This window comes from Amycolatopsis bullii (assembly GCF_014654205.1).
Taxonomy (GTDB): Bacteria; Actinomycetota; Actinomycetes; order Mycobacteriales; family Pseudonocardiaceae; genus Amycolatopsis; species Amycolatopsis plumensis.
Genome location: NZ_BNAW01000007.1, coordinates 79,505 through 104,276 on the forward strand (window position 1 = coordinate 79,505; position 24,772 = coordinate 104,276).

General features: G+C 70.7%; 17 protein-coding genes. 13 read left to right on the forward strand and 4 right to left on the reverse strand.

All coding sequences use genetic code 11. The annotated features are described in order from the left end of the window. The first annotated feature begins 180 nt into the window (after positions 1-180). The 12 genes from IE317_RS11845 to mmsB all read left to right on the forward strand — a co-directional run bounded on the left by IE317_RS11845 (position 181) and on the right by mmsB (position 17,579). Positions 181-1,224, forward strand: a complete 1,044-nt coding sequence (locus IE317_RS11845; protein WP_191309293.1) for a LacI family DNA-binding transcriptional regulator — start codon at positions 181-183, stop codon at positions 1,222-1,224. A 115-nt stretch (positions 1,225-1,339) separates the two neighbouring features. Further along, positions 1,340-2,320, forward strand: coding sequence for an ABC transporter substrate-binding protein (locus tag IE317_RS11850; RefSeq protein WP_191309295.1), 981 nt, complete (start codon positions 1,340-1,342; stop codon positions 2,318-2,320). 101 nt (positions 2,321-2,421) lie between these two features. After that, positions 2,422-3,924, forward strand: a complete 1,503-nt coding sequence (locus tag IE317_RS11855) for a sugar ABC transporter ATP-binding protein (protein ID WP_191309572.1) — start codon at positions 2,422-2,424, stop codon at positions 3,922-3,924. Positions 3,925-3,929: 5 nt separating this feature from the next. Continuing rightward, positions 3,930-4,967 (forward strand): ABC transporter permease, encoded by a 1,038-nt coding sequence (locus tag IE317_RS11860; RefSeq protein ID WP_191309574.1) that lies wholly within the window; start codon positions 3,930-3,932, stop codon positions 4,965-4,967. Next, positions 4,964-5,947: a galactofuranose ABC transporter, permease protein YjfF gene (yjfF, locus tag IE317_RS11865; RefSeq protein WP_191309297.1), complete on the forward strand. Its 984-nt coding sequence runs from the start codon at positions 4,964-4,966 to the stop codon at positions 5,945-5,947. The genes IE317_RS11860 and yjfF overlap by 4 nt, the downstream gene beginning before the upstream one ends. A gap of 59 nt (positions 5,948-6,006) precedes the next feature. Beyond that, positions 6,007-9,831, forward strand: coding sequence for a LamG-like jellyroll fold domain-containing protein (locus IE317_RS11870; RefSeq protein WP_191309299.1), 3,825 nt, complete (start codon positions 6,007-6,009; stop codon positions 9,829-9,831). A gap of 70 nt (positions 9,832-9,901) precedes the next feature. Next, a complete protein-coding gene (gene araB / locus IE317_RS11875; protein WP_191309301.1) occupies positions 9,902-11,530 on the forward strand; it encodes a ribulokinase in 1,629 nt (542 codons plus the stop codon). Continuing rightward, positions 11,530-12,207 carry an L-ribulose-5-phosphate 4-epimerase gene (locus IE317_RS11880; protein ID WP_191309303.1) on the forward strand — a complete coding sequence of 226 codons (678 nt, stop codon included), beginning with the start codon at positions 11,530-11,532 and terminating at the stop codon, positions 12,205-12,207. The genes araB and IE317_RS11880 overlap by 1 nt, the downstream gene beginning before the upstream one ends. 17 nt (positions 12,208-12,224) lie before the next feature. Continuing rightward, the gene (gene araA, locus IE317_RS11885; protein WP_191309305.1) at positions 12,225-13,724 is read left to right on the forward strand and encodes an L-arabinose isomerase; all 1,500 of its coding nucleotides are present in this window, start codon (positions 12,225-12,227) and stop codon (positions 13,722-13,724) included. 17 nt (positions 13,725-13,741) lie between these two features. After that, positions 13,742-14,845: a multiple monosaccharide ABC transporter substrate-binding protein gene (gene chvE / locus IE317_RS11890; protein WP_191309307.1), complete on the forward strand. Its 1,104-nt coding sequence runs from the start codon at positions 13,742-13,744 to the stop codon at positions 14,843-14,845. Further along, positions 14,842-16,362 (forward strand): multiple monosaccharide ABC transporter ATP-binding protein, encoded by a 1,521-nt coding sequence (gene mmsA / locus IE317_RS11895; RefSeq protein WP_191309309.1) that lies wholly within the window; start codon positions 14,842-14,844, stop codon positions 16,360-16,362. The genes chvE and mmsA overlap by 4 nt, the downstream gene beginning before the upstream one ends. Beyond that, positions 16,359-17,579, forward strand: coding sequence for a multiple monosaccharide ABC transporter permease (mmsB, locus tag IE317_RS11900; RefSeq protein ID WP_191309311.1), 1,221 nt, complete (start codon positions 16,359-16,361; stop codon positions 17,577-17,579). The genes mmsA and mmsB overlap by 4 nt, the downstream gene beginning before the upstream one ends. A 187-nt stretch (positions 17,580-17,766) precedes the next feature. Here the strand turns inward: mmsB and IE317_RS11905 are convergent, their stop codons facing one another. Beyond that, positions 17,767-19,212: a DUF1996 domain-containing protein gene (locus IE317_RS11905; RefSeq protein ID WP_191309313.1), complete on the reverse strand. Its 1,446-nt coding sequence runs from the start codon at positions 19,210-19,212 to the stop codon at positions 17,767-17,769. Between the two features lie 240 nt (positions 19,213-19,452). Here IE317_RS11905 and IE317_RS11910 point away from each other — a divergent pair, with 240 nt between their 5' ends. Next, positions 19,453-20,277 carry a substrate-binding domain-containing protein gene (locus IE317_RS11910; protein WP_191309315.1) on the forward strand — a complete coding sequence of 275 codons (825 nt, stop codon included), beginning with the start codon at positions 19,453-19,455 and terminating at the stop codon, positions 20,275-20,277. A 14-nt stretch (positions 20,278-20,291) separates the two neighbouring features. On the opposite strand, the gene IE317_RS11915 is transcribed toward IE317_RS11910, so the two are convergent. From IE317_RS11915 to glpK, 3 genes are all read right to left on the reverse strand, one after another. After that, positions 20,292-21,515, reverse strand: a complete 1,224-nt coding sequence (locus IE317_RS11915) for a cytochrome P450 (RefSeq protein WP_191309317.1) — start codon at positions 21,513-21,515, stop codon at positions 20,292-20,294. 80 nt (positions 21,516-21,595) lie between these two features. After that, positions 21,596-22,732, reverse strand: a complete 1,137-nt coding sequence (locus IE317_RS11920; RefSeq protein WP_191309319.1) for an MFS transporter — start codon at positions 22,730-22,732, stop codon at positions 21,596-21,598. Between the two features lie 88 nt (positions 22,733-22,820). Further along, positions 22,821-24,770, reverse strand: a complete 1,950-nt coding sequence (gene glpK / locus IE317_RS11925) for a glycerol kinase GlpK (RefSeq protein ID WP_191309321.1) — start codon at positions 24,768-24,770, stop codon at positions 22,821-22,823. Positions 24,771-24,772 lie beyond the last annotated feature (2 nt).

Below are 24,772 nucleotides of genomic sequence, written 5' to 3' on the forward strand. Positions count from 1 at the left end.
CAAACGACGCTCCGCGCAGGTCGCGCCGTCGAATTCGTCGTCGGGGCCATGTGAAGGGCACGTGACTAGACCGTTACGCGAGCCGGGGTTGACCCCGTGGGTGTTATCGCTAACACTAACTCCTCGTCGTCACCGGACAGGTGACGCAGACCATGTCGGAGCGCACGGAAGGGGACGCCGGTGGCCGAACGACCCCGCTCCGGCGGACCCGTCAAGGCGACTGCCACCGGGACCCGGCAGCCGAGCCTGACCGACGTCGCGGGCGTGGCGGGCGTGTCCCACATGACCGTGTCCCGGGTGATCAACGGGACCGGTCCGGTGCGCCCCGAAACCCGGGCCCGGGTGCTCGCGGCGATCGAGGAACTGGGCTACCGGCCCAATTCCGCCGCCCGCGCGCTGGTCACCGGCCGCACCGGCACGCTCGGCGTCGTCGCGCTCGAGTCCAATCTGTACGGTCCGGCCAGCACGCTGTACGGCATCGAGAACGCCGCCCGGGAAGCCGGGTACGCGATCACGATCTCGAGCGTCAGCCGTCCCGGCCGGTCGTCGATCGCCGACGCGGTGGAGAACCTGCGCCGCCAGGCGGTCGAGGGTGTCATCGTGATCGCCCCGCACGTCAGCGCGGGCCGGGCCCTGGAAGCCGCGCCCGCGGACTTCCCGGTCGTCGCGGTCGGCGGCGGGGAGGCGGCACCGGTGCCGGTCATCTCCGTCGACCAGCGCGACGGCGCCCGCCGCGCCACCGAACACCTCCTGGCGCTGGGCCACCGCACGGTGTGGCACATCGCCGGGCCGGAGGACTGGCTGGAGGCCCGCGACCGCGAACTCGGCTGGCGGGAAACCCTGGAACGCCACGGCGTCGGGGCCCCGCGGGTGATCCGCGGCGACTGGAGCTCGCGTTCCGGCTACGAGGCGGGGCGATCCCTCGCCAAGGAAAAGGATCTGGACGCCGTCTTCGCCGGCAACGACCAGATGGCACTGGGCCTGCTGCGCGCGTTCGCGGAAGCGGGTATCTCGGTGCCGCGGGACGTGCGCGTGGCGGGCTTCGACGACGTCCCCGAGGCGGCGTACTTCACGCCGCCGCTGACGACGGTGCGCCAGGACTTCATCGAAGTCGGACGGCGTACGTTCGGCCTGCTGGCCGGGCGGATGGACGGAGGCGACCGGCACGCGCGCGCCCTGGTCGTCCCCGAGTTGATCGTGCGCGAGAGCACCGGACCGCGCTAGCGCCGCGGCCGGCGGGGACCGTTGGTTCCCGAGGGATTGTTAGCGCTAACAGGCAAGACGTCTTCACCCGATAGTCCCCACACAGGTTTTCCCACAGATCATCGTCGATCGAGGAGTGAACGTGCTGAAGAAGCGATGGGCCGCCGCGGCGGCCGCGGCGGCCGGACTCGTGCTGCTCACCGCCTGCGGGAGTGGCGGTTCGTCCGGCGGTTCGGGCGGGGCCATCACGCTCGGCTTCGCCCAGGTGGGCGCCGAGAGCGGCTGGCGGACGGCGAACACGAAGTCGATCCAGGAGTCGGCGAAGACCGCCGGGATCGAGCTGAAGTTCTCCGACGCGCAGCAGAAGCAGGAGAACCAGATCTCCGCGATCCGCTCGTACATCCAGCAGAAGGTCAAGGTCATCGCCTTCTCGCCGGTCGTCGAGTCCGGCTGGGACACCGTCCTGAAGGAAGCCAAGACGGCCAATATCCCGGTCATCCTGACCGACCGCGCGATCGACTCGCCGGACAAGTCCCTCTACAAGACCTTCCTCGGCTCCGACTTCGTCGCCGAGGGCAAGAAGGCGGGGGAGTGGCTGACCAAGGAGTTCGGCAGCGCCACCGGCGACGTGAATATCGTCGAGCTGCAGGGCACCACCGGCTCGGCGCCCGCGAACGACCGCAAGAAGGGCTTCGCGGACGTCATCGCCGCGGACCCGAAGTACAAGATCGTCGCCTCGCAGACCGGTGAGTTCACCCGCGCCAAGGGCAAGGAGGTCATGGAGGCCTTCCTGAAGTCCCAGCCCAAGATCGATGTCCTCTACGCCCACAACGACGACATGGCCCTCGGCGCCATCGAGGCCATCGAAGCCGCGGGCAAGGTCCCGGGCAAGGACATCAAGATCGTCTCCGTCGACGGTGTCAAGGACGCTCTGCAGGCGCTGGCCGACGGCAAGATCAACCACGTCGTCGAGTGCAACCCGCTGCTCGGCCCGCAGCTGATGGACCTGGTGAAGAAGGTCGCCGCCGGCGAGCAGGTGCCCGCCCGCATCGAAACCCAGGAGACCGAATTCGACCAGGCCTCCGCCAAGGCCGCCCTGCCGCAGCGCCAGTACTGACCGCCTGCGGGTCGTGGGTGCGTAACAGTGTTCTAACACCGTTACGCACTCACGACCCCCGCGTCCACTCCGGAGCACAGCAAATGCCTGAACCGCAGCCCATGGTGCGGATGAGCGGTATCCGCAAGGAGTTCCCCGGCGTCCTCGCCCTGGACGGGGTCGACTTCCGGATGTACCCCGGCGAAGTCCACGCCCTGATGGGCGAGAACGGCGCCGGCAAGTCCACCCTCATCAAGGTGCTCACCGGGGTGTACGGGGTGGACGCGGGCACGATCGAACTGGGCGGCGACGACGTCGCCTTCAGCGGGCCCGGTGAGGCCCAGCAGGCCGGCATCAGCACGGTCTACCAGGAAGTCAACCTCTGCCCGAACCTGTCCGTGGCCGAGAACGTCTGCCTCGGCCGGGAACCCCGCCGCCTCGGCCGCATCCAGTGGGGCCCGATGCGGAAGCGGGCCGAGGAGCTGCTGGCCCGGCTGGACGTCCACGTGGACGTCTCGGCCGAGCTGTCCACCTGTTCCATCGCGGTGCAGCAGCTGGTCGCGATCGCCCGCGCGCTCGACGTCGACGCGCGCGTGCTCGTCCTTGACGAACCGACGTCCAGTTTGGACGCCGGCGAGGTCGAACAGCTGCTGAAGGTCGTCCGGTCCCTGCGCGAAAGCGGCATGGCGATCCTGTTCGTGTCCCACTTCATCGACCAGGTCTTCGCCATCGCCGACCGGATGACCGTGCTGCGCAACGGAAAGCTGATCGGCGAGTACCGCACCGCGGACATCACGCCGGTCGAGCTCGTCACCAAGATGATCGGCAAGGAGCTCCAGGTCCTCGAGGACCTGGAGGACTCCGGTCCCAGCCGGGCCGAGGTCGCCGGCGCGCCCGTGCTGCTGGCCGCCGAAGGCCTCGGCCGCAAGGGCGGCGTCGAACCCTTCGACCTCGCCATCCACGCCGGCGAGGTCGTCGGGCTGGCCGGCCTGCTCGGCTCCGGCCGCACCGAACTCGCCCGGCTGCTCTTCGGCGCCGACCACGCCGACAGCGGCTCGCTGAAGGTCGACGGCGAGCCCGCCGCGCTGCGCACCCCGCGAGCCGGGCTGGACCACAAGATCGCGTTCCTTTCGGAGAACCGCAAGGCCGAAGGCCTGGTCGAGGAACTGACCGTCCGCGAGAACATCGTGCTGGCGCTGCAGGCCTCCCGCGGCTGGGCGCGGCCGCTGTCGCGCCGCCGCCAGGACGAAATCGCCGAGAAGTACATCAAGGCCCTCGACATCCGGCCCGCCAACCCCGAAGCGCTGGTGGGCAACCTCTCCGGCGGCAACCAGCAGAAGGTCCTGCTGGCCCGCTGGCTCATCACCGAACCGCGGCTGCTGATCCTCGACGAGCCCACGCGCGGCATCGACATCGGCGCCAAGACGGAGATCCAGCGGCTGGTCACCCAGCTCTCGGGCGACGGCATGGCCGTCGTGTTCATCTCCGCCGAACTCGAAGAAGTCCTGCGGCTGAGCCACCGCGTCGTGGTGCTGCGGGACCGGAAGGTCGTGGCGGAGCGGGAAAACCAGGCGCTCACCGCGGACGACATCATGGCCACGATGGCCGAGGGGGTGCAGGCGTGAAAGCCATGACCAAACACCGGCTCTTCTGGCCCGTGGTGGCCCTGCTGGTGCTGCTGCTGGGCGACCTGATCGCGAGCCCGTCGTTCTTCAAGATCGAGTTCCGCGACGGGCACCTCTACGGGAACCTCGTCGACATCCTGAAGAACGGCGCCCCGCTGATCCTCATCGCGATCGGCATGACGCTGGTGATCGCCACCCGCGGCATCGACCTCTCGGTCGGTGCGGTCGTGGCGATCAGCGGCTCGCTCGCCTGCCTGTGGATCAGCGACAACCCGGACGGCACCGGCACCACGCTGGTCGCCTTCGGCCTGGCGCTCGGCCTCTCGCTGGTGCTCGGGGTCTGGAACGGCTGGCTCGTCGCGGCACTGGGCATCCAGCCGATCATCGCCACCCTGATCCTCATGGTCGCCGGCCGGGGCATCGCGCAGCTGATCAGCGGCGGCCAGATCATCACCGTCAACTCCCACTCGTTCGAGTGGATCGGCAGCGGGTTCCTGTTCACCCTGCCCAGCGCCATCCTCGTCGCGCTGGCGGTGTTCGTGCTCGCATCGGTGCTCGTCCGCCGCTCCGCGCTCGGCCTGCTCGTCGAGGCCGTCGGCGGCAACCCCGAAGCCAGCCGCCTGGCCGGGCTCCGCTCGGCCCGGCTCACCTGGCTCGTCTACGTCTTCTGCGCGCTGTGCGCGGGCGTCGCCGGGCTGATGATCAGCGCGAACGTGCACAGCGCCGACGCCAACCACGCCGGCCTGTTCATCGAACTCGACGCGATCCTCGCGGTCGTCGTCGGCGGCACCCAGCTGACCGGCGGCCGGTTCTCCCTCGGCGGCGCGGTGATCGGCGCGCTGCTCATCCAGACGCTCACCACCACCGTCTACGCCCTCGGCATCCCGCCGGAGTCGATCATGCTCTTCAAGGCGATCGTCGTGCTGGTGGTGTGCCTGCTGCAGTCGCCCGCGTTCCGCCGCAGGTTCCGGCGGCGCCGGGGAGCCCGTCCGGTCACCCCGGCGCCCACGCCCGCTCCGGAGAAGGTGGAGGTCACCGCATGACCACGCTCGCCCGCGTGAAGGGCTACCGGCCGCAGCAGCGGCACGTGCCGATCCTCGCGACGCTGGCGCTGCTGATCGCCGCGTACGTGTTCGGTGCGGTCCAGTACGAGGCCTTCGGGTCCGGGCAGGTCATCCTCGACCTGTTCATCAACAACGCCTTCCTGCTCGTGGTCGCGGTCGGCATGACGTTCGTGATCCTCACCGGCGGCATCGACCTGTCCGTCGGGTCGGTGGTCGCGCTGTCCACGGTGATCTCCGGCGACCTGATGCAGAAGCACGGCTGGCCGGCGTACGCGGCCATCGCCGTGGTCCTGGTGGTCGGCGCGGTGCTGGGTGCCGGGATGGGCGCGCTGATCCACTTCTTCGAGATCCAGCCGTTCATCGCGACGCTGATCGGGATGTTCTTCGCCCGCGGCCTCTGCTACACGATCACCACCGAGGCCTACTCGATCGACAACGCGACGATCGCCACCCTGGCCCAGACCCAGATCCCGCTCGGCGGTGAGCTGCACATCTCGATCAGCGTGGTGGTCGCCCTGGTGGTCGTCGCGGCCGCGGCCTACGTCCTGGCCTTCACCCGGTTCGGGCGCACGGTCTACTCGATCGGCGGCAACGCGCAGTCCGCGATGCTGATGGGGCTCAAGACCGGCCGCACCAAGATCGCGGTGTACACGATCAGCGGGGTCTGCTCGGCGCTCGGCGGGATCCTCCTGGTCCTGTACAAGTCCTCGGGCGACCCGCTCAACGGCGTCGGCCTCGAGCTGACGGCGATCGCCGCGGTCGTCATCGGCGGCACCATCCTCACCGGCGGCTCCGGCTACGTGCTCGGGACCGTGCTGGGGATCATGGTGCTGGGCATCATCCAGACCCTGATCACCTTCGACGGCACCCTCAACTCCTGGTGGACCTCGATCATCACGGGGGCCCTGCTGTTCGTCTTCATCGTCCTGCAACGCCTCGTCACCCGACGGACCCGCTAGCCCGGGAGGGGCACTTTCACGTGAAAGTGCCCCTCCCGCGCATCACTCAAAGGAGAGTCATGCTCCGCAGACTGCGGCGGCCCATGGCCGTGCTCGCCGCTTTGGCGCTGTGCTCCGCCGTGCCCATCGTGGCGGCGCCGGCCGCCGTGGCCGACGCCGATCCGGCCCTGGCGGGGCACTGGACGTTCGACGACGGCAGCGGGACGACCGCCGCCGACACCGCGGGCAGTCACCCGGCGACCCTGTCCGAGGGGGCCGGCTGGGGCCCGGGTATCCGGGGCGGCGCCCTGACGACCGACGGGTCCAGGGGGTTCGCCGACGCGGGTGCGCCCGTGCTGGACACGACCAAGAGCTTCTCGGTGAGCAGCTGGGTCAAGCTCGACAAGACGTCCGGTTACCAGACGTTCGTCAGCGTCGACGGCGCCCAGGTGAGCAACTTCTTCCTGCAGTTCCGCGACGACTCCCGCCGGTTCGCCTTCACCCGGCTGGCCGGGGACGCCCCGACCGACGGCGTCGTGGCGGGCGCGAACTTCGACCCCGTCGCCGGCCAGTGGTACCAGCTGACCGGCGTGTACGACGCGAGCGCGTCGACGCTGTCGCTGTACGTCGACGGCACCCGCCAGACCACCGTCGCCGCGCCGGCGGCCTGGGCGGGCACCGGGCACCTGGTGATCGGCCGCGGCAAGTACGGCGGCAACCCGGTGGACTTCGTCGACGGCACGATCGACGACGTCCGCGCCTACTCGGGCGCCCTGACCGCCGCCGACGCCGCCCGCCTGGCCATCGCCGGGCACTGGGGCCTCGACGAGGGCACCGGCACCACCACGGCGGACGACTCCCTCGACGGGCGCACCGCCACCCTGACCGGCGGTGCCACCTGGGGTGACGGCGTCGTCGGCCCGCACGGTGTCGCGCTGAACGGCACCGACGCCGCGGTCGACGTCCCGGGGCCGGTCGTGGACACCGCGCAGAGCTTCTCGGTGTCGGCGTGGGTGAAGCCCACCGCGGCCGGCGGCTTCCGGACCGCCGTGAGCGTCGACGGTTCGTCGATCAGCGGCTTCTACCTCCAGCGGACCAACGACGGCCGCTTCGCCTTCACCCGCCGCGCGGCCGACGGCGATTCGGCTTCGTCCTCGGCCGTGTCGACGCTGCCCGCGCAGGCCGGCCAGTGGCAGCACGTGGCCGGTGTGTACAACCGAGCGGCGGGCACGCTTTCCCTGTACGTCAACGGGACCCTGCAGCAGAGCGTCCCGTTCACCACGCCGTGGACCGCGGGCGGGCACCTGGAGATCGGCCGCGGCAAGTGGGCGGGCGCTCCCGCCGACTGGTTCGACGGCGGCATCGACGACGTCCGCGCGTACCCGACGCCGCTGACCGCGTCCGCCGTCGCCGCCCTGGCCGCGAGCGGTTCGTGGCACTTCGACGAAGGCGCCGGCACGGTCGCCCGTGACGCCTCGGCGAACGCGGCCGACGGCACGCTGAAGGGCGCGACCTGGACCGCGGGAGCGGCCGGGCAGGCCGTCCAGCTCGACGGCAAGTCCACTGTGGACATGGGCAGCTCGCCCGCGTTCGACACCGGCACCGGCTCGCTGTCCCTGGCCGCCTGGTTCCGCACCACCGCGTCGGGCACCCTGGTGGACCACGGCGACGGGTACGCCCTCGGCGTGACCGGCGGCAAGCTCACCGCCCGCGTCGGCACCATCCAGGTGACCACCAACGGCGGCGGGCTCGCCGACGGCACCTGGCACCACGCCGCCCTGGTCCTGGACCGTGCCGCCCAGCGGCTCACCGTCTACGCCGACGGCGACGCCGCCGCGGTCACCAGCTCGTGCGGGACGCCCACCGGCACGACCCTGGACGTCTCCGCCTGCCCGGCCTCGGGCACCGCGGCGGCGCCGTTCACCGTCGGCGCCGGGTTCACCGGGGCCGTCGACGAGGTCGAGCTGCGCCGCTTCCCGCTGACCGCCGCGCAGATCGGCACCCTGGCCGGGGCCAACCAGCTGGCCGTCGACGCCAACGTCGTCCGGGCCAACACCCGGCCGACCACCTACGGCTCGATCCTCGAGGACATCAGCCACTCGGTCGAGGGCGGGTTGTACGCCGAGCTCGTCCGCAACCGCACGTTCAAGGAGGGCTACCAGCCCGGCAGCGGCGCGGGCAACACGCCGGTGCCGTACTGGTCGCTGCTCACCTCGGCCGGGGCGACCGGCACCTACTCGGTCGACACCGCGAACCCGCTCAACACCGCGCTCGACCGCTCGCTGAAGCTGCACGCCGACACGGTTCCGGCCGCCGGCCGGGTGGCCGCGGCGAACGTCGGCTTCTACGGCGTCGCGGCGAAGCCGTCCACCAAGTACACCGGCAGCTTCTTCGCCAAGGGAACGTGGACCGGCGGGGTCCGGGTCAGCCTGGAGAAGCCGGACGGCACGGTGCTGGCGAGCAAGGACCTCCAGCCGGTCGGGCCCGCGTGGACGCAGCAGGCGTTCAGCTTCACCACGCCGTCGACGATCACGCCGTCCACCGACAACCGGATCGTCGTTTCCCTGGTCAACAAGGGCAAGAAGGCGCTGAGCGGCGACGCCTGGTTCCAGCAGGTCTCGCTGTTCCCGCCGACCTTCAAGAACCGGCCCAACGGCGTCCGCGCCGACCTCGGGCAGAAGCTCGCGGCGATGAAACTGGGCCTGTTCCGCGTTCCCGGCGGCAACTACCTCGAAGGCAACACGCTCGACACCCGGTTCGCGTGGAAGAACACCATCGGCCCGCTGGAACAGCGGCCCGGCCACCAGAACACCGCGTGGGGCTACTGGTCCACCGACGGCTTCGGCATCCTCGACTACCTCAAGCTCGCCGAGGACATCGGTGCCCAGCCGCTGCTCGCGCTGTTCGCCGGCTACACCCTCAACGGCCAGCACGTCGACCAGGCCGACTACCCGGCCTACGTCCAGGAAGCCCTCGACGAGATCGAGTACGCCATCGGCGACAGCTCGACCACGTGGGGCGCCAAGCGGGTCGCCGACGGGCACCCGGCGCCGTTCGACCTGCACTACGTCGAGGTCGGCAACGAGGACTGGTTCGACGGCTCGGGCAGCTACGCCTGGCGCTTCACCGACATGTTCGACGCCATCAAGGCGAAGTACCCGCAGCTGACCGTCATCGCCACCACCGGCGGGCTGCAGGGCGGGACCGCGTCGAGCACGTCGACCGGCGTGCGCCCGGACGCCGCGGACGACCACTACTACCAGTCGCCGCAGTGGTTCACCGACAACTCGACCCGCTACGACACCGCCGACCGCAGCGGCCCGGACATCCTCGTCGGCGAGTACGGCGCCCAGGACGGCCGGCCCACCGGCACCCTGGCCGCCGCCATCGGCGAGGCCGCGTTCCTCACCGGGCTCGAGCGCAACAGCGACGTCGTCATCGGCTCGATGTACGCGCCGGTGCTGGTGCAGGAGAACCAGTCCAACTGGCCGGTCAACCTGATCGGCTTCGACGCCGGGACGAGCTACGCCTCGCCGTCGTACTGGGTGCAGCAGATGTTCTCCAGCACCCTCGGCAAGCAGATCGTCACCAGCCGCCTCAACCAGGGCAGCCCCCTGCGGCAGGTGGTCAACGTGACCACGAAGAGCGGAAGGAAGACCTTCACGGTCAAACTCGTCAACCCGACTCCGCAGGTGCAGACCACCCGGCTGTCGCTCACCGGCGTCACCGCCGTGGACGGCACCGGCACGCTCACCACGCTCACCGGCGACCCGGCGGGGCGCAACAGCCTCGCCGCGCCGACCGCCATCGTGCCGCAGACCAGGGAGATCACCGGGCTGGCCGCGACGTCGAAGCTGACGCTGCCGGCCAACTCGGTGACGACGCTGGTCCTCACCGGCCGCTAAGACCCCGGGACGCGGCGCGTTCACCGCCGCCCGCGCCGCGTCCCGGTCACCAACCAGGAGGGAAGACACCGTGGGAGAACCACTCACCGTCGGCGTCGACTTCGGCACCCTGTCCGGCCGCGCGGTGGTCGTGCGCGTGGCCGACGGGGCCGAACTCGGTTCCGGCGTCTTCGAGTACCCGCACGGGGTGCTCGACGAGACGCTGCCCGCCACGGGCCGCGCGCTGCCGCCGGAATGGGCGCTGCAGGTCCCGGCGGACTACGTAGGAGTGCTCCGCAACGCCGTACCGGCGGCGCTGCGGGACGCCGGCGTCGACGCGGCGGACGTCGTCGGGATCGCCACCGACTTCACCGCGTGCACGATGGTGCCGACGACCGCGGACGGGACGCCGCTGTGCGAACTGCCCGAGTTCGAAGGCAACCCGCACGCGTACGTGAAGCTCTGGAAGCACCACTCCGCGCAGCCGCAGGCCGTGCGGATCAACGAGCTGGCCCGCACCCGGGGCGAGAAGTGGCTCCCGCGCTACGGCGGCCTGATCTCCTCGGAGTGGGAGTTCGCCAAGGCCCTCGAGATCTTCGAAGAGGCCCCGGACGTCTACGCCGCGATGCGGCACTGGGTGGAGGCGGCCGACTGGATCGTCTGGCAGCTCACCGGCAGCTACGTGCGCAACGCCTGCACCGCCGGCTACAAGGGCATCCTGCAGGACGGCCAGTACCCGAGCCGCGACTTCCTCCGCGAGCTCGCCCCCGGGTTCGAGTCCTTCGTGACCGACAAGCTGGAGCACCCGCTGGGCCAGCTGGGTTCCCGCGCGGGCTCGCTGACCGCGGAAGCCGCGGCCTGGACCGGGCTGCCCGAGGGCATCGCGGTCGCCGTCGGCAACGTCGACGCGCACGTCACCGCCCCCGCCGCCCAGGCCGTCGAGCCCGGCCAGATGGTGGCGATCATGGGCACCTCGACCTGCCACGTGATGAACGGCGCCGAGCTGCGCGAGGTCCCCGGCATGTGCGGCGTCGTCGAGGGCGGCATCGTGGCCGGGCTCTGGGGGTACGAAGCCGGCCAGAGCGGTGTCGGTGACATCTTCGGCTGGTTCGTCGAGCACTTCGCCGACGCCTCGCACGAGGAGCTCACCCGGCTCGCCGCGCAGCAGGAGATCGGCGAACACGGCCTGATCGCGCTGGACTGGCACAGCGGCAACCGGTCGGTGCTGGTGGACCACGAGCTCTCCGGCGTGATCGTCGGCCAGACGCTCGGCACCCGCGCCCAGGACGTCTACCGGGCCCTGCTGGAGGCCACCGCCTTCGGCACCCGGAAGATCATCGAGACGTTCGACGAAGCCGGCGTCCCGGTCACCGAGCTCATCATCGCGGGCGGACTGACGAAGAACGCGCTGCTCATGCAGATCTACGCCGACGTCACCAACCTCCCGCTGTCGGTGATCGGCTCGGCGCAGGGACCCGCGCTCGGGTCGGCCATCCACGCGGCCGTCGCCGCCGGGGCCCACGCGGACATCCGCACGGCCGCCGCCGCGATGGGCTCGGTCGAGCGCGCGGTGTACCGGCCGGTGCCCGCGCACGTCGTCGCCTACGACGAGCTGTACGCCGAATACACGCAGCTGCACGACTACTTCGGCCGTGGCGGCAACGATGTCATGCACCGGCTGGCCGCCCGCAAGCGCGCCGTCGCGAAAGGACAGTCCTGATGTCGCTGACCGGTGAAGTGCTCGACACCGTCGCCGAACTGCGGGAGACGGTCGCGAAGCTGCACGGCGAGCTGACCCGCAACGAGCTGGTCATCTGGACCGCGGGCAACGTCTCGGCGCGGGTCCCGGGCCGGGACCTGCTGGTCATCAAGCCTTCGGGGGTGTCCTACGACAACCTCTCGGCGGACACGATGGTGGTCACCGACCTGCACGGCGAACTCGTCGAAGGCGACCTCGCGCCGTCGTCCGACACCGCCGCGCACGCCTACGTCTACCGGCACATGCCGGAGATCGGCGGCGTCGTGCACACCCACTCGACCTACGCCACGGCGTGGGCCGCGCGCGGCGAACCGATCCCGTGCGTGCTGACGATGATCGCCGACGAGTTCGGCGGGGAGATCCCGGTCGGGCCGTTCGCCCTGATCGGCGACGACTCCATCGGCCGCGGCATCGTCGAAACGCTTCGCTCGAGCCGGTCGCCCGCGGTGCTGATGCGCAACCACGGCCCGTTCACCGTCGGCCGGACCGCTCGTGACGCGGTCAAGGCCGCGGTGATGGTCGAGGACGTGGCCCGCACCGTCCACAAGGCCTTCGAGCTCGGCACGCCCGAACCCCTCCCGCCCGAGGACGTCGACCGGCTCTACGCCCGGTACCAGAACGTCTACGGCCAGCACTGATCTTCCCAAGGAGAACGATGACTTCGGCATCGAAACCCCAGCTCTGGTTCCTCACCGGCAGCCAGGCCCTCTACGGCGAGGAGACCCTCGAGCAGGTCGCCGGCCAGTCGCTGCGCATCCAGCAGCTGCTGTCGGCCTCCGGCGCGCTCCCCGCCGAGATCGTCGGCAAGCCGGTGCTGACCGAGGCCGCGTCGATCCGGCGGGTGCTGCAGGAGGCCAACGCCGACGCCGCCTGCGTCGGCGTGATCGCGTGGATGCACACCTTCTCGCCCGCGAAGATGTGGATCACCGGGCTCGACGCGCTGCGCAAGCCGCTGCTGCACCTGCACACGCAGCTCAACGAGGCGCTCCCGTGGTCCACCATCGACATGGACTTCATGAACCTCAACCAGGCCGCGCACGGCGACCGCGAGTTCGGGTTCATCCAGACCCGCCTCGGCGTGCCGCGCAAGACCGTGGCCGGGCACGTGTCCGACCCGGCGGTGGTCGCGCGGATCGACGCGTGGGCGCGGGCCGCGATCGGCGCCGACCACCTGCGCAACCTGCGGCTGGCCCGGTTCGGCGACAACATGCGCGACGTCGCCGTCACCGAAGGCGACAAGGTCGAGGCCGAGCTGCGCTTCGGTGTCTCGGTCAACACCTACGGCGTGAACGAGCTGGTCGAGCAGGTCGACGCGATTTCGGACGTCGATGCCCTGGTGCAGCGGTACGCCGACGAATACAACGTTGTGCCGGAGCTGGCGGCCGGGGGAGCGCGGCACGAGTCGCTGCAGTACGCCGCCCGCATCGAGGCCGGCCTGCGGAAGTTCCTCACCGACGGCGGGTTCGGCGCGTTCACCACGAACTTCGAGGACCTCGGCGGGCTCCGGCAGCTGCCCGGCCTCGCGGTGCAGCGCCTGATGGCCGACGGCTACGGCTTCGGCGGCGAAGGCGACTGGAAGACCTCGGCGCTGCTCGCCGCGGTCAAGGCGATGAGCGTCGGCCGCGACCGCGGCACGTCCTTCATGGAGGACTACACCTACCACTTCGGGCCGGGCAAGCCGAAGATCCTCGGCGCGCACATGCTCGAGGTCTGCCCGAGCATCGCCGCCGCCAAGCCGTCCTGCGAGATCCACGCGCTGGGCATCGGCAACCGGGAAGACCCGGTCCGGCTCGTGTTCGACGCCGCGCCCGGCCCCGGTGTCGTGCTCGGCCTGGTCGACCTGGGCGACCGGTTCCGGCTGGTGGCCAACGAGATCGACGTCGTCGCCCCGGACGAGCCGCTGCCGAACCTGCCGGTCGCGCGGGCGGTCTGGGAGCCGGCGCCGTCGCTGGCGACGTCCGCGGAGTCCTGGATCACCGCGGGCGGCCCGCACCACACCGTGCTCACCCAGGCCGTGGGCACGGAAACCCTTCGCGACTTCGCGAACCTGCTCGGCGTCGAACTGCTGGTCATCGACAAGGACACGACGCCGCACGATTTCGCCGACCGCATCCGCTGGAACCAGGCGTACCACCGGCTCGCTCAGGGCTTCTGAGAAAGGAAGAAGGAACGATGAAGTTCACCAGAGGAATCGCGGCGCTCGCCGCCGCGGGGCTCGCGCTCACGCTGTCGGCGTGCGGCTCGAGCCAGAAAACCGCGGACCAGACGGCCGCACCCGGTGCCGGCGCCGAGGGCAGCCTGGTCGGCGTCACCATGCCGACCAAGTCGTCGGAGCGCTGGATCCACGACGGCGACAACATCAAGGCCGCGCTGGAGAAGCTCGGCTACAAGGTCGACCTCCAGTACGCCGAGAACGACATCCCCACCCAGGTGAACCAGATCGAGAACCAGATCACCAAGGGCGCGAAGCTCCTGGTCATCGCCTCGATCGACGGCACCGCCATCACCACCCAGCTGCAGGAGGCGGCCGACAAGAAGATCCCGGTCATCGCCTACGACCGGCTGATCCGCAACTCGCCGAACGTCGACTACTACGCCACCTTCGACAACTTCAAGGTCGGCGTCGAGCAGGCGAACTCGCTGGTCAAGGGCCTGGGTGACGGTGCCGGTCCGTTCAACATCGAGCTGTTCGCCGGTTCCCCCGACGACAACAACGCCACCTTCTTCTTCAACGGCGCGATGTCCGTCCTCAAGCCCCTGATGGACAGCGGCAAGCTGGTCGTCAAGAGCGGCCAGACCGACTTCGCCCGCGCGGCCATCCTGCGCTGGGACCCGGCCACCGCGCAGAAGCGCATGGAGGACCTGCTCACCAAGACCTACACCGGTGGCGCGAAGGTCCAGGGCGTGCTCTCGCCGTACGACGGCCTGTCCATCGGCATCCTGTCGGCGCTGAAGAGCAACGGCTACGGCACCGCCGGCCAGCCGTACCCGATCGTCACCGGGCAGGACGCCGAGGTCGCCTCGGTCAAGTCCATCATCGCCGGTGAGCAGTACTCGACGATCTTCAAGGACACCCGCAAGCTCGCCGACACCACCGTCAAGATGGCCGACGCGGTGCTCAAGGGCGGCAAGCCCGAGGTCAACAACACCAAGGACTACGACAACGGCAAGAAGGTCGTCCCGTCCTACCTGCTGCAGCCGGTCACCGTGGACAAGACGAACTACCAGAAGGAACTCGTCGACTCGGGCTACTACACGGCAGGTCAGCTGAAATGACCGAACTGCTCGGCATGCGCGGGATCACCAAGACCTTCCCCGGGGTCAAGGCGCTGTCGGACGTCAACCTTTCCGTGCGCCGCGGGGAAATCCACGCGATCTGCGGGGAGAACGGCGCCGGGAAGTCCACCCTGATGAAGGTGCTCTCGGGCGTCTACCCGCACGGGAGCTACGACGGCGAGATCACCTTCGACGGGCAGCGGTGCGAGTTCGGGTCGGTGCGCGACAGCGAACGGCGCGGGATCGTGATCATCCACCAGGAACTCGCGCTGTGCGGCCAGTTGTCGATCGCGGAGAACATCTTCCTCGGCAACGAACAGGCCAAGCGCGGCTGGATCGACTGGAACCGCACCAACCACGAGGCCGGCGCGCTGCTCAAGCGCGTCGGCCTCGCCGAAAACCCCACCCGGGCGGTGCAGGAACTCGGCGTCGGCAAGCAGCAGCTGGTCGAGATCGCGAAGGCACTGTCCAAAGAGGTCAAGCTGCTCATCCTCGACGAGCCCACGGCGGCGCTCAACGACGACGACTCGGCCCACCTGCTCGAGCTGCTGCGCGGGCTGCGGGACGAGGGCGTCACGTGCGTGATCATTTCGCACAAGCTCGGCGAGGTGACGGCGATCGCCGACACCGTCACGATCCTGCGTGACGGCAAGACGATCGAAACGCTCGACGCGGCGGGGCTGACGGAAGAGCGCATCATCACCGGCATGGTCGGCCGTGACCTCGAGCACCGGTTCCCGCCCCGGGAGCCGGAGATCGGCGAAGAGGTGCTGCGGATCGAGGACTGGACCGTGCACAGCCCGACCCAGGCCGGCCGGGTCGTCGTCGACCACGCGTCGCTTTCGCTGCGGCGCGGGGAGATCGTCGGCTTGGCCGGGTTGATGGGCGCGGGCCGGACCGAACTCGCGATGAGCGTGTTCGGCCGGTCGTGGGGCAAGGACATCTCCGGGCGGATCATCAAGCACGGCAAGGAGATCGAAATCCGCTCGGTGCAGGATGCCGTCCGCCACGGCATCGCCTACGCCACCGAGGACCGCAAGCGCTACGGGCTCAACCTGATCGAGGACATCCAGCGCAACGTGTCCGCGGCCGGGCTCGGCAAGCTGGCGAAACGCGGCTGGGTCAACGAGCACGCCGAGCACGACACGGCCAACCGCTACCGCCGTGACCTGCGGATCAAGGCGCCGAGCGTGCAGAGCGTGACCGGGAAGCTCTCCGGCGGCAACCAGCAGAAGGTCGTGCTGGCCAAGTGGATCTTCACCGATCCGGACGTGCTGATCCTGGACGAGCCGACCCGCGGCATCGACGTGGGCGCGAAGTTCGAGATCTACACGATCATCAACGCCCTCGCCGCCCAGGGGAAGGCCGTCCTGGTCATCTCCTCCGAGCTGCCGGAGCTGCTCGGGCTCTGCGACCGGATCTACGCGCTCTCGGCGGGACGGATCACCGGCGAGGCCCGGCGCGAAGAAGCCACCCAGGAACTGCTGATGCAGTACATGACTAAGGAACGGGAATGACCACGACCGAAGCGCGGCCCGCCGTGCCCCCGGTTGAGCGCTCCAAGCGGAGGATCTCGATCAACCCGCGCCAGAGCGGCATCTACGTCGCGTTCGCGCTGATCGTGGTGCTGTTCGAGGTGCTCACCGGTGGCGCGCTGCTGGAACCGCAGAACATCTCCAACATCATCGTGCAGAACAGCTACGTGCTGATCCTCGCGATCGGGATGATCCTGGTGATCATCTCCGGGCACATCGACCTGTCCGCCGGGTCGGTGGTCGCGATGACCGGCGCGGTGTCGGCGGTGCTGATGGTGAATTCCCACATGCCGTGGTTCCTCGCGGTGCTGATCACCCTCGTGGTCGGCGCGGTGATCGGCGCGTGGCAGGGTTACTGGGTCGCCTACTTCGGCATCCCGGCGTTCATCGTGACGCTGGCCGGCATGCTGGCGTTCCGGGCGCTGACCCTGACGGTGCTGGGCAACCAGGGCATCGGCCCGTTCCCGGACGCGGTCCGCACGCTGTCGAACGGCTTCACCGACGGCTACCTGGGCAACATCGGCCTCGGCCCGCTGGGCGGCGCCGACCTGGTGTCGCTGCTCGCCGGCCTTGCCGCGGTGGCCGGGATCGTGTTCACCCAGTGGCGCAAGCGGATGGGCCGGCTCGGCTACGGCCAGGACGTCGACCCGTTCCCGGTGTTCGTGCTGAAGCTGGCCGGCATCGCGGTGCTGGTGCTGGCCCTGGTGGTGCAGCTGGCGCGGTTCAAGAACCTGCCGTGGGTGCTCATCCTGCTGGTGGCGCTGGTGCTCGGCTACTCGCTGGTGGCCGGCAAGTCGGTGTTCGGCCGGCACATCTACGCCGTGGGCGGCAACCTGCAGGCCGCGACGCTCTCGGGCGTCAAGGTCAAGCAGGTGACGTTCTGGATCTTCGTCAACATGGGCGTCCTGGCGGCGCTGGCGGGCATCATCTTCGCCGGCCGGCTCAACCAGGCGGGCCCGACGGCGGGCGTCAACTTCGAGCTCGACGCGATCGCGGCGGCGTTCATCGGCGGCGCGGCCGTCCAGGGCGGCGTCGGCAAGGTGGTCGGTGCCATCACCGGTGGCCTGATCATGGCGGTGATCAACAACGGCATGTCCCTGATCGGCGCCCCGAGCGAGCGGGTCATGCTGGTCAAGGGCGTGGTGCTGCTGGCGGCGGTGGCGTACGACATCTGGACCAAGCGCCGCGCGGCCTCCTGACGCGCGGCCGGCAGTGCAGTGAATGACTCATTCCTGGCGTCAGACGCCAGGAATGAGTCATTCACTGCGTTCGGGTGCCGGATACCGGGCGTTTCCGTCACCCGCGCCCGTACCAAGACCAGCCAGTCGTGAGTGGTAAGGCGGGTTCTAACCCGCCTCACCACTCACGAGCGTGGGGTCACCGGGGTCACTGGTTGCAGCGCTTGCCGGTGTTGATGCAGTTGACGACCTGGTTCATCAGGCGCTGGCCCATGACGTTGGCGAAGTCGTCGTGGTCCGAGCGCGGGTTGTGCTTCTCCTGGGCGAAGGCGTCGACTTTGTACTGGCCCTTGACCTGGATGTCGTGCGGGATGTTGTAGACCAGCTTGATCACCAGCTGCGGCACGTTCTGGAAGCCCTTCGGGCACTTGCCCTGCTGGTCGGCGAACACGATGTGCGTGCGGTGGTTGGCGCTGTCGATGTTCTTGCCGTCCCAGCAGTTCGGGAAGGCGTGGATGCGCTCGACCTTGCTGTTCTGCGGGCAGATCGGGTAGTGGTCGGTGAGCCGGTCCTCGAAGCCGGTGCAGGTCCAGCTGGGCCGGGCGTTGGCCGGGCCGTTGGTGCTCTGCTTGGCGTCGCCGTACAGGATCCGGAGGAACTGCGGCATCGCGACGACCTTGCTCGCGCCGCCGCTGGTGAACGTGATCGTCGCCGACTGGACGCGCTGGATCTCGCCGTCGTTGTCGCCGACCTCGTTCTTGTCGTTGACGCCGGGCAGTTCGGCCGGCTGGCCATTGCTGTTCTGGCCGCCGTTGTCCAGCCCGCCCTTGCCGTTCTGCTTGAGCGCGCACTGCGCGAGTCCGCCGAGGTTGGTCGGCTTCGCGGCCCGGCGGCCGATCGCGATGGCGATCCGGTCGATGGTCGAGGCGCGCTTGTCCTTGAGCGGGCCGACGACGGCGTTCTGGATGTCCTGCGGCGTCTTCAGGTCGCCGTTCGCGATCCGCTTGTCGGCCTCGTCGATCTGCTTGTCGAGCAGGTCGAGGTTGCGGTTCACCTCGTCCATGGCCTGGTCCGGGACGTCGGGCAGCTTGCTCGCGACGTCCGGGCAGTCGACCTGCGCGCTCGCCTTGTCCTTGGCGCTGCCGGCCCGGTCGGGCTGCTTGGCGGGCGGGTTCTTTTCGGCGTCGCCGGTGTCGATGCGGACGACCGGCCAGAAGTAGGCGGACTTGTCGCCGTTCTTGCAGGTGGTGCCGGCCTTGACGAGGCTCTTGTTGTTCGAGTCGGCGTTGGTGGAGAGGTTGCCGACGTAGTCGTGCAGGTGCTGGGCACCGTTCTTGATGCCGGGCTGGGCGATGAAGTTGTCCGGGTTGAAGTGCTGGTTCTCGTTGCGCCCGCAGTCCACGGTGAACGTGCCGCGGGCGCCCTTCTGCTGGAGCGCCTTGTTCACGTTGATGCCCGAGGGGACCTTCGCGATGTCGATGAAGAACGACGCGTCGGCCTCGTCGGCGCTGGCCTCACCGGTCCGGCCGGCGGTGGTCGCGACGACGATGCCGCCGACGGCCAGCGCCAGGGCCAGTCCACCGGTCGCGATCTTCGTGCGGCGGGTGATGCGATGTCTGCCCGTGGCGGGGGTGCGGGAAGTATTCCGGGCCATGTTCACCTCGTTCGGTTTTCCGGGCACGCCGAAGAAAGCCTGCGTGCCCGGGCTGGAGACGCGCGGAACCCGGGGAGTGAGCACCGGGGCACGGGTATCGGGGGAACCCGCCCGGTGTCACTGGTTCCGGCAATGGGGGGAACGGCTCCCGGCGGAGGCCGGTTCAGCGCGTTACCGTTTCGTTATTTATGGAAGGTGAACAAAGTTCACGTCTGCTGGTGTGATCGCTAACATCAGCCCATGGCCGTGGACGACGCAGGTCCCGATGGCCCGCTGCCCCTCCGGCGGCGGGGCACGCTCGGGGTGATCGCGACCGGGGCGTCGGCGTCCGGGCCCGTGTTGCACGGCCTCCGGGTGGCCGCCCGCGAGCAGGAGTACGCGCTCAGCGTCTTCAGCGTGTCGGGCAGGAGCGGGGCGGCCGTGCTGGCCGCGGTGGCCGGACTGCAGCTGCAGGGCGTGGCCGGGATCGTGGTGCTCGACGGGCACCTGCTGGCCGAGCTGGCCCCGGTCGCCGGCATCCCGCTGGTGCCTGCGGCCTCGACCGACCAGTACGCCGGGGCGCGCCAGGCCACCGAACACCTCCTGGAACTCGGGCACCCGACGGTCTGGCACCTCGGCGGCCCGGAGGAAGGGCCGGTGGCCCGCGCCCGCGAGCGCGGCTGGCGCGAGACGCTCGAACGCCACGGAGCCGAGGTCCCCCCGGTGGTCCGCGGCGACTGGTCCGCCCGCTCGGGGTTCCGCGCCGGCCAATCGCTGGCGGTCGAGTCCGGCGTGGGCGCGGTCTTCTCGGCGAACGACCACATGGCACTCGGGCTGGTGGCGGCGTTCGCGGAGGCGGGCATGCGCGTCCCCCGCGACGCCCACGTGGTCGGCTTCGACGACGTCCCCGAGGCGGCCTACTTCGCGCCCCCGCTGACGACGGTCCGCCAGGACTACGTGGCCGCGGGCCGCCGGACCCTGGCCACCCTGGCGGCGCGCATCGACGGTATCGCGGTCCCGGCGTGGGGCACGGTCGAGGCCGAGCTGGTGGTCCGGGAGAGCAGCCGCTGCCTCAAGGGCGCCTGACGGCCGCTCGCGGATCACCGGGTCAGTGGCAGCGCCGCCATCCCGCGCAGCGACGGGTTGGGGCGGCGCCGGACCTCCCCGCCGATCGCCAGCGCCGGAAACCGCTTCCCCAGCTGTTCGAGCAGCACGGTCATCTCGAGCCGCGCCAAGGCCGCGCCGAGGCACAGGTGCAGGCCGTGCCCGAAGAACAGCCCACGCCCGTCGTCACGGGTGATGTCGAAGCGGTCCGGGTCCGCGAACCGCGCGGGGTCCCGGTTCGCCGCTCCGCCCAGGATCACCACCATGTCGTCGGCCGGGATCTCCCGCCCGTCGAGGACCACCGGACGGACGGCCGCCCGCTGGCTCATCTGGGCGGCCCCGTCCCACCGCAGCACCTCCTCGACCGCGCCGGCCGCCAGCCCCGGATCGCCGGCGAGGAGGGCGAACTGGTCCGGATGGGTCAGCAGCGCGTGGACGCCGTTGCCCAGCGCGCCCGCGGTGGTCTCGTAGCCGCCGCCGAACAACACCAAGAGCGCGTTGAGCACCTCCTCCTCGGACATCAGCTCCGCGCCGGTGCCGGGCCGGACCAGCAGCGCGGACGTCAGGTCGTCCGCCGGTTCCGCGCGCCGTCGCGCGATCAGCTCGGTGAAGTAGTCCCGGAATTCGACGGCGGCGGCGTCGACCTCGGCGCGCAGGGCCGCCGGCATCGCCGGATCGACCTGCTTTCCGATCAGGTCGGTGAGGCGGCGAAGCCGGTCGTGGTCGACATCGGGCACGCCGACCAGGTCCCCGATCACGGCCATCCCCAGCGGGTAGAGGACGGTGCCGACGAACTCCGCCGCGGTCCCGTCCGCCGTGGCGTCGGCGAAGCGGTCCAATACGCGGTCGGTGGCCCGGCGGACGGCGGGCTCCAGCTCCTGGACCCGCCGGACGGTGAAGTCGCGCACGAGCAGGCGGCGCTCGCGCGTGTGTTCCGGCGGGTTCTTCCACGGCAGCAGCGCGGTCAGCAACACCATCGCGGCGTTGTCGCGCCAGCCCGGCCGGTGCCGGTCGCGCCACTCGGCGTCCAGCACCCGGAAGGTCTCGCCGTCGGCGAGCACCTGCTGGCAGTCGGCGAACCGGCTGAGGACCCAGCCGCCGAAGATTTCGCTGCGGAAGACCGGCGTCTCTTCGCGGAGTTTCGCGTAGACCGGGTACGGATCGGCGAGCCCCGCCGGGGTGGACAGGGACAGTAAGGCCTGGTCGGCGGCTGCGGACACGAGTGCTCCCTCCAGTGGCGAACCGGTGTCCGCAGTCTTCTCCCCGGCACCGGTGCCGGGGCAGGGGTCCGGACCGGGCGTCACCCCGATGGCAGAGTGGCGGTCAGCGCGAGCAGGGCGAGCGCGGCCGCCGGAGCGAGGGCGAAGGCGGCGGAGGCGCCCAGTGCGTCCGCGGTGTGCCCGGCGAGGAACGCCGCCAGGGCGGAACCCGCTGCGCTCGTGGAGTTGTTCCAGGTGAACGCCCGGGTGCGGACCGCCGGGGCGACGGCCCGCTCGGTGAGGACGTTCAGCAGGACCAGCGTGGGCGGGATGGCGGCCTCGGTGACGACCACCGCGGCGCCGAGCCAGAGCGCCGACCGCGCCAGGGGGAGCAGCAGCGCCGTGGCCGTCAGGTACGCCGCGGCGACGACCAGCTGGACGCGGGCCGGGGCACGGTGCCGCCGCAGTCCGTAGAGCCAGCCGGAAACCAGCCCGGCGACACTCCCGGCGGCGACGATCGGCGTGGCCGCACCGGGCACCCCGTACTCCGTGGCGAACGCGCTCACGGACACCCCCATCGTGCCGAAGTACAGCCCCACGGCCAGGTTGAGCAGCGTGATGCGCATGAACCGCGGCCGCAGCGACCCGGGGCGAGCGGGCGGTGGCGCGGTCCGGCGCTGGGCGGCGAGGGCCGCACCGCCGCCGACGATCAGGGCCGCGGCGAGCGCACTGGCCAAGGGGGCGCAACCGGCCGCCCCGAGTGCGGTGACCAGCGCCGGCCCGAGGAGGAAAGCGCCGGCGTTGGCCAGCGATTCGAGCGCGAACGCGGTGGGCAGATCCGCCGGCCGGGAGCGCAGCAGGTGCGCCCAGCGCGCCGCCGAGAGGGCACCGAGCTGGGGGACGGCCGCGCCCGCGCCGGCTGCGAACGCGATGGCCGCCGTCGGGGGCGTGGTGAGCACACCGGCGATGGCGATGCCGTGGGCGGCCACCGAAAACGGCAGGACGCGGGCTTGGCCGAACCGGTCGGCCAGGCGGGCGAGCTGCGGGCCCGTGACGGCTTCGGCGAGGGCGAACGCGGCCGTGGCGAGACCGGCCGTCCCGTAGGAGCCGGTCCGGGCGTGCACCAGCCAGACCAGGCCGAGGCCGGTCATGGCGATGCCGACCCGCCCCGCGGCGGCGGTGCAGAAGAAAGCGGCGGCGCCGGGCAGGCGCAGCACCGGCCGATAGCCGGACGACATGGGGGTCCCGTGGCGGAACGGCCCGGCCTGGGCGGGTCCGGACGACTGGGGACACCCTGACAGACGGCACCGGGACCGGACAACGGGGTTAAAGCTGCAGGCGATCACCGAGTCCGCGGACGTGGTCCGCCGTGCCGCAGCCGAGGTCGAGCTGGCGGCGGCGCTCCGCGACGAACGCCCGGCCCAGCCCGGTCCGGTCCGAAGTGGACATACTCCGGCGCAGTTCGTTCAGCAGCCCGCGTTCCTCGCCGCGGACGTGCGCGTCCACGGCGTTCTCCAGCCGCAGCAACGCCTTTTCGAAGTCGTCGCCCTCCAGGACGGCCAGGAGGTCTTCGCCGAACGGGGAACCCGGTGCGTCCGGGCGGACGATGCGCTCGGTCGCCGTCGCGTGGGCGACCAGCAGGGCCGCCAGCTCCGCGACCAGCGCCGGGCGGTCGGCTTCGCTGTTGCGCAGGTCGCGCAGCAGCTGCTCGAACCGGCGGTGGTCGGCCAGCAGCACCTCGACCACGTCCGAGCCCGGCGCCGCCGCGGCCGGGGCCGGGCGCATCCAGCCGAACGTCAGCTCCACCGCCTGGCGCCAGTGCCCGTACTCGGAGTCGCGGCGGGCCGGGTCCATCGCCGGCAGCCACTGGCCCGCCCGGTGCCAGTTGCGCCGCAGGCCCTCCAGGTCGGGCCAGTACCCGACGGACAGCCCGGCCGCGTAGGCCGCGCCCAGCGAAACCGTCTCCGCCACCATCGGGCGCACCACCGGCACGTCGAGGACGTCGGCGATGAACTGCATCAGCAGGTTGTCCGCGGTCATCCCGCCGTCGACCTTCAACGTCGAGAGCGCCAGCCCCGAGTCGGCGTTCATCGCGTCGACGACCTCGCGGGTCTGCCAGCCGGTCGCCTCCAGCACCGCCCGCGCGAGGTGGCCCTTGGTGATGTACGACGTCAGCCCGGCGATCACGCCGCGTGCCTCGCTGTGCCAGTGCGGCGCGAACAACCCGGAGAACGCGGGCACGATGTAGCAGCCGCCGTTGTCCTCGACCGTCCGCGCGAGGGTCTCGATCTCGGGCGCGCTGCCGATCAGCTCCAGGCCGTCGCGGAACCACTGCACCAGCGACCCGGTGACGGCGATCGACCCTTCGAGGGCGTACACCGCGGGCTCGTCACCGATCTTGAACCCGACCGTGGTGAGCATCCCGTGGGTGGACAGCACCGGTGTCGGGCCGGTGTTGAGCAGCAGGAAGCTGCCCGTGCCGTACGTGCACTTCGCCTCGCCGGGCGCGAAACATGTCTGGCCGAACAGCGCGGCCTGCTGATCACCCAGGGCGGCGGCGATCCGGATGCCGGGCACCACGCGCGACGTCGTCCCGTAGACCTCCGTCGACGACCGGATCTCCGGCAGCATCGCCCGCGGGACGTCGAAGAACTCCAGGAGTTCGTCATCCCACGAAAGCGTGCGCAGGTTCATCAGCATGGTGCGCGAGGCGTTGGTGACGTCGGTGACGTGCACGCCGCCCTCGGCGCCGCCGGTCAGGTTCCAGATCAGCCAGCTCTCGATGGTGCCGAAGAGGACGTCGCCGCGTTCGGCGCGCTCGCGCAGCCCCGGCGTGCGTTCGAGCAGCCAGCGGATGCGCGGCGCGGAGAAGTACGTGGCCAGCGGCAGGCCGCACAGCTGCCGGACGCGGTCGGCGCCGGGCTCGCGGGCGAGCTGTTCGAGCATGGCGTCGGTGCGGGTGTCCTGCCAGACGATCGCCCGCCCGACCGGGTTGCCGGTGCGCCGGTCCCACAGGACGGTGGTCTCCCGCTGGTTGGCGATCCCGAGCCCGACGACCTGCTCGGCGCTCGCCCCGGCGTCGGCCAGAGCCTGCGGCACGATCCGCGACAGGTTCCGCCAGATCTCGGTGGCGTCGTGCTCGACCCAGCCGGGCCGCGGGAAGTGCTGCTGGTGCTCCCGCTGCACGACGGAGACGAGCCGGCCGCGGGCGTCGAACAGGATGCACCGGGTGGAGGTGGTCCCCTGGTCGATGGACATCACGTACCGCTGGACCATGC